This is a genomic window from Rhodovulum sp. (assembly GCF_011048875.1).
GTDB lineage: Bacteria > Pseudomonadota > Alphaproteobacteria > Rhodobacterales > Rhodobacteraceae > Rhodovulum > Rhodovulum tesquicola.
In genome coordinates this window covers 1-4,978 of record NZ_DSDD01000217.1, presented here as the reverse complement: position 1 = coordinate 4,978, position 4,978 = coordinate 1, and the positions used below count along the sequence as shown (strand labels likewise).

Here is a 4,978-nt window from a genome sequence, read left to right as displayed (position 1 = left end):
TCGTGCTGCGCAGCGCGCTGCCGCAGGATGTGCAGGACAAGATCTACGAGCTGACGGCCAACCTGCATGTGACCGACCCGGACTGCGCCTATGGCGTCGCCGCGGGCGAGACGGCGGGCTTCACCCCGATCGGGCATGACGCCTACGAGACGATCATCGCGGTGCGCCGCTCGCAGATGAACTGACGCACCCGCAAGGGGTCCGGTTGGATGCCGCGTCCGCGCGGCGTCCGGCTCTTTTTTGATGGATCGCCCATGCCCACCGTCCTGCCCGCCTCGGCCCGAACGGTCGAGATCCGCGAGGAATACCTGTCGCTGACCCGCCGCAAGCGGATGTATGGCGGCATCCTTCTGATCGTCTTCCTGGCGATGTTCGTCTCGGGCTTCCGCATTGCCGAGCACCGCAATGCCGCCAGCCTGTCCGAGGGCTTCTCGCGCATCCTCGACTTCCCGCGCGACCTGGTCACCGAGGCATGGCGGAACGCCGCCAACCTGCCCGCCCATGCCGCCCGCGCCTTTCCCGCGCTGGTCGAGACGGTCAACATCGCGCTGGTCTCGACCATCCTGGGCTGCATCCTGGGCACGCTTCTGGCGCTGGCCGGAACGCGGGGGCTGGCGCGCTGGCCGCGGCTGATCCCGCTGGCCCGGCGCAGCGCGGATATGTGCCGCGCGGTGCCCGAGATCGTGATCGCGCTGGTGCTGATCTTCATCCTGGGCGGCGGCCCGGTCCCGGCGATGATCGCCATCGCCATCCATACCGCCGGGGCGCAGGGCAAGCTGTTCTCCGAGGTCAACGAGAACGTGGACATGAAACCGGTCGAGGGGCTGGCCTCGGTCGGCGCGAACTGGTGGCAGCGTATCTGGCTGGGCGTCTTCCCGCAGGTGATGCCCAACTATCTCAGCTATTCTCTGCTGCGCCTCGAGATCAACATCCGCGCCTCGGCCATCCTCGGCTTCGTCGGCGCGGGCGGCATCGGCTACGAGCTGCGCAACGCCATGACCTTCGGCCAGGGCAAGTTCGACCAGGCGGCCGCGATCTTCCTGACGCTGTTCGCCACCATCGTCCTTGTCGACCAGCTGTCCGGCTGGATGCGCAACAGCCTGACCCGGGGGAGGGGCGCGCAATGACCGCAATCGCCGAAGATGCGCGCAAGCAGGCACTCGGCGCAATGCGCCGCAAGCGCGCCATGGCGCTGGCCGCACCGTTGCTGCTCATGGCCTATTTCGCCCGTGTCTTCGTCGCCTTCGACGTCTCGGGGCTGGTGCAGCGCGCCAGGATGGACAATGCCGTGATCCTGTTGTCGGACGCGGTCAGCTACAAGATCCACGCCACCCGCGACAACCGCAGCGACGCGCTGGCGGTCTCGGTCGAGGGCAGCCGCCGCGCCACCTATCCCGAGGATCGCATCCCCGACTGGATCCGGCAGGACGGGGACCGGACCCTGATCGAGCTGACCGACGGGCACAGCGTCACCTATGACGGCCCGCGGATCAGCTATGACCACCCCGATTACGGCCCGATCCGCATCACCATCGGCAATCCGATCCTGCTGGATCTGCCCCAACCCGGCCCGGTGCCGGAATTCATCAACGCCTCGGACGCGCGCGTGGTGGTCACCACCGACGCCGGGCGGCTGACCGTCACCCGCACCCGCACCGACACCTTCCGCTATTTCTGGGGGTGGGAGCTGTTCTTCTTCGACCTGCAAAGCCCCTTCCACGGCATGTCCGCGGGCACGCTGGCCGCGACCGTGGCGGGGGGCGAACGTCTCCATGCCGACCGGCCGAACTGGCGGGCGGTGCTGCACGATTTCCTGAACAATTCGATCTGGCGCCATGGCGATGTCTTCTTCGCGATCGGCGAGACGGCGCTGATGGCCTTCCTAGGCACCTTCGGCGCGGCGGCCATCGCGCTGCCGCTGGCCTTCCTTGCCGCGCAGAACTTCACGCCCTCGCGCTGGCTGCGCTTCGCGGTGCGCCGGGTCTTCGACTTCGTGCGCGGGGTGGATGCGCTGATCTTCACCATCATCCTCAGCCGCGCCTTCGGGCCGGGGCCGATGACCGGGGCGCTGGCGATCCTGATCACCGACTCGGGCGGCTTCGGCAAGCTGATCTCCGAGGCGCTGGAAAACACCGACCAGAAGCAGATCGAGGGCGTGCAATCGACCGGCGCCAATGCGCTGCAACGCTACCGCTTCGGGGTGATCCCGCAGGTGATGCCGGTGCTGCTGAGCCAGCTTCTGTATTTCCTTGAATCCAACACCCGCTCGGCCACCATCATCGGCGCCATTGTCGGCGGCGGCATCGGGCTGATGCTGACCCAGGCGATCCAGACCACCGCCGACTGGGAAAAGGTCACCTATTACATGGTCCTGATCGTGCTGCTGGTGATCGCGATGGACGCGCTGTCGGGCTGGCTGCGGCGCAGGCTTATCAAGGGCGAGTAGACCGACAGATGCCCCGCCTTTCCCCCGAAACACCCCTGATCCATCCCGATTGCGAGATCGGGCGGGGCAGTCGCGTGCTGAACTCGGATTTCGGCGATTACGCCTGTTGCGACCGCTATGCCGACATCGCCAATTGCAGCGTCGGCAAGTTCGCCAATATCGCCGCCTTCACCCGCATCGGGCCGACCGACCACCCCTTCGCAATGCCGCGCAGCATCATTTCCACTATCGCTCGGCCAGCGACCGGGACGACGCGGCGGACGATGCCGAGTTCTTCGCCCATCGCGCCAGCCGCCGCTGGTGAACGCCGACGCGGCGATGTTCGCCATCGGCACATGGGACGCGCTGCACCCGCTGGACCGCTTTGCCATCGGCACCCCCGACTATCCCGACCGCGCCGCCACCCTGATCGTCGAGACCGACCGGCTGACGCCATCCGGCGCCCGGCTGACCGGCCCCGGCATCAAAGGGGCCGCGCATCTGTCGCTGCCCGAAACGGCGCCGTTGCAGGCCAACCATGCCCGCTTTCCGCTGGGCTTCGATACGTTTCTGACCTGCGGCGACCGGCTGGCCGGGCTGCCGCGCAGCACCTGTGTGGAGGCAGCCTGATGTATGTCGCGGTCAAGGGCGGCGAACAGGCCATCGACAACGCTCATGCGTGGCTCGCCGAATCGCGGCGCGGCGATGTCGCGATCCCCGAACTGGGCCTGTCCGTCGCCATCGGCGCGATCACCCTGACCGAATGCGAAACCGTGAACCAGTTCACCGGATCGAAGACCCAGCCCGCGCAATTCACCCGCGGCTACGGCCTTGTCATGGGCCAGTCCGAGCGCAAGGCCATCGCCATGAGCCTTGTGGACCGCGCGCTGCGCTGGCAGGAACCGGGCGAGGAAGACACCGGCGCCCCGGTTCAGGATCAGGAATTCGTCCTGATGCATGCCGACAACATTCAGGCCACCGGCTTTCTGGAACATATCAAGCTGCCCCATTATGTCGATTTCCAGTCCGAACTGGAACTGGTGCGGCGGCTGCGCGCAGGTGCGGCGCAGGAGGCGGCGGAATGACCGCGCGCATCAAGGCCGTCGTCTTCGATATCGGCAATGTGCTGTTGCGCTGGGATCCGCGGCTGGCCTTTTGCCCGCCGCTGACGCCGGACGCGGCCGAGGCATTCCTTGCCCGCACCGATTTCATGGCCCGCAACCTGCGCGCCGATGCCGGGGCGCGCTTTGCCGACCTGGCCGCCGAGATCGCCGACCCGCGGGACCGCGACCTGTTTTCCAGCTATGTCGCGCGCTACGCCCTGACCGTGCCCGCCGCGATCGAGGGGACATGGCAGGTGCTGGACCGGCTGCGCGCCCGCGGTCTGGCGATCCACGCCATCACCAACTGGTCGGCCGAGACATGGCCCACCGGCCTTGCGACGCATCCGCGGCTGGGCACGGCCTTCGGCGTCACCGTGGTCTCGGGGCAAGAAGGCGTCATCAAGCCCGATCCGCGCATCTTCGCGCTGTTTTGCGAGCGGGCGGGCCTGGCGCCCGGCGACTGCCTGTTCATCGACGACAGCCCCGCGAATGTCGCCGGGGCCAAGGCGTTCGGCATCGCGGCGGAACTTTTCACCACGCCCGAGGCATTGGAAACGGCACTGGCCGCACGGGGGCTTCTGTGAACGACTACAATTTCGCCTATCTCGACGAGGCCACCAAGCGCATGATCCGCCGCGCGATCCTCAAGGCGGTCGCGGTGCCGGGCTGCCAGATGCCCTTTACCAGCCGCGAAATGCCCATGCCCTATGGCTGGGGCACCGGCGGGGTGCAGGTGACGGCCGCCTGCCTGACGCCCGAGGACCGGCTGAAGGTGATCGACCAGGGCGCCGATGACACCACCAACGCCATCAGCATCCGCAAGTTCTTTCAACGCACCGCGGGCATTGACGTGACCGAACGCACCCATGAGGCCACGATCATCCAGACCCGCCACCGCATCCCCGAAGCGCCGCTGACCGAGGGGCAGATCCTCGTCTATCAGGTGCCGATCCCCGAATCCCTGCGCTTTCTCGAACCCCGCGAGACCGAAACCCGGCGGATGCACGCGCTGGAGGAATACGGGCTGATGCATGTCAAGCTTTACGAGGACATCGCCCGGAACGGCGAGATCGCGACCGCCCATGCCTATCCGGTCAAGCTGCAGGGGCGCTATGTGATGGACCCCTCGCCGATCCCGAAATTCGACAATCCCAAGCTTTCGGACTGCGCCGCGCTGCAACTTTTCGGGGCCGGCCGCAAACAGCGGACCTATGGAACGTCTGATAAACGGCTTCGGCAGCGCCGAGATGGCTGCCTGAGCGCTTCGGCCGCTGCGAGACCGGGTTTCGGGGGGGGCGCCCTGTCAGGCCCGCCAGATGGGCGGTCTGGCAGATTTCGGGCAGACTCGTCCTCATGCCATCAGCCTCCGTCGCACCAGGAACAGGTTGCCGAGCGCGAACAGCGTGAAGAGTTGGGCGCGGTTCCTGGCGAGGCCGCGATAGCGGGTCTT

General features: G+C 67.1%; 4 protein-coding genes and 5 pseudogenes. 8 read left to right on the top strand and 1 reads right to left on the bottom strand.

The window, feature by feature from the left end:
• The 8 genes and pseudogenes from ENN83_RS07565 to ENN83_RS07530 form a co-directional block, all read left to right on the top strand.
• Window positions 1-185: pseudogene (locus tag ENN83_RS07565) on the top strand (phosphonate ABC transporter substrate-binding protein); the annotation flags it as partial.
• A gap of 69 nt (window positions 186-254) precedes the next feature.
• Window positions 255-1,127, top strand: coding sequence for a phosphonate ABC transporter, permease protein PhnE (gene phnE / locus ENN83_RS07560; RefSeq protein ID WP_287185662.1), 873 nt, complete (start codon window positions 255-257; stop codon window positions 1,125-1,127).
• A complete protein-coding gene (phnE, locus tag ENN83_RS07555; RefSeq protein ID WP_287185661.1) occupies window positions 1,124-2,446 on the top strand; it encodes a phosphonate ABC transporter, permease protein PhnE in 1,323 nt (440 codons plus the stop codon). Before phnE (ENN83_RS07560) ends, phnE (ENN83_RS07555) begins: the two co-directional genes overlap by 4 nt.
• 8 nt (window positions 2,447-2,454) lie before the next feature.
• Window positions 2,455-2,744: pseudogene (locus ENN83_RS07550) on the top strand (chloramphenicol acetyltransferase); the annotation flags it as partial.
• Window positions 2,745-2,746: 2 nt separating this feature from the next.
• Window positions 2,747-3,055 carry a phosphonate C-P lyase system protein PhnH gene (locus tag ENN83_RS07545; protein ID WP_349760104.1) on the top strand — a complete coding sequence of 103 codons (309 nt, stop codon included), beginning with the start codon at window positions 2,747-2,749 and terminating at the stop codon, window positions 3,053-3,055.
• A 44-nt stretch (window positions 3,056-3,099) separates the two neighbouring features.
• Window positions 3,100-3,510 (top strand): annotated as a pseudogene (locus tag ENN83_RS07540) (carbon-phosphorus lyase complex subunit PhnI); the annotation flags it as partial.
• The gene (locus ENN83_RS07535) at window positions 3,507-4,112 is read left to right on the top strand and encodes an HAD family hydrolase (RefSeq protein ID WP_287185659.1); all 606 of its coding nucleotides are present in this window, start codon (window positions 3,507-3,509) and stop codon (window positions 4,110-4,112) included. The pseudogene ENN83_RS07540 and the gene ENN83_RS07535, both read left to right, overlap by 4 nt.
• A pseudogene (locus ENN83_RS07530) lies at window positions 4,109-4,741 on the top strand (alpha-D-ribose 1-methylphosphonate 5-phosphate C-P-lyase PhnJ); the annotation flags it as partial. The gene ENN83_RS07535 and the pseudogene ENN83_RS07530, both read left to right, overlap by 4 nt.
• 138 nt (window positions 4,742-4,879) lie before the next feature.
• Here ENN83_RS07530 and ENN83_RS07525 read toward each other — a convergent pair.
• Window positions 4,880-4,978: pseudogene (locus tag ENN83_RS07525) on the bottom strand (IS5/IS1182 family transposase); the annotation flags it as partial.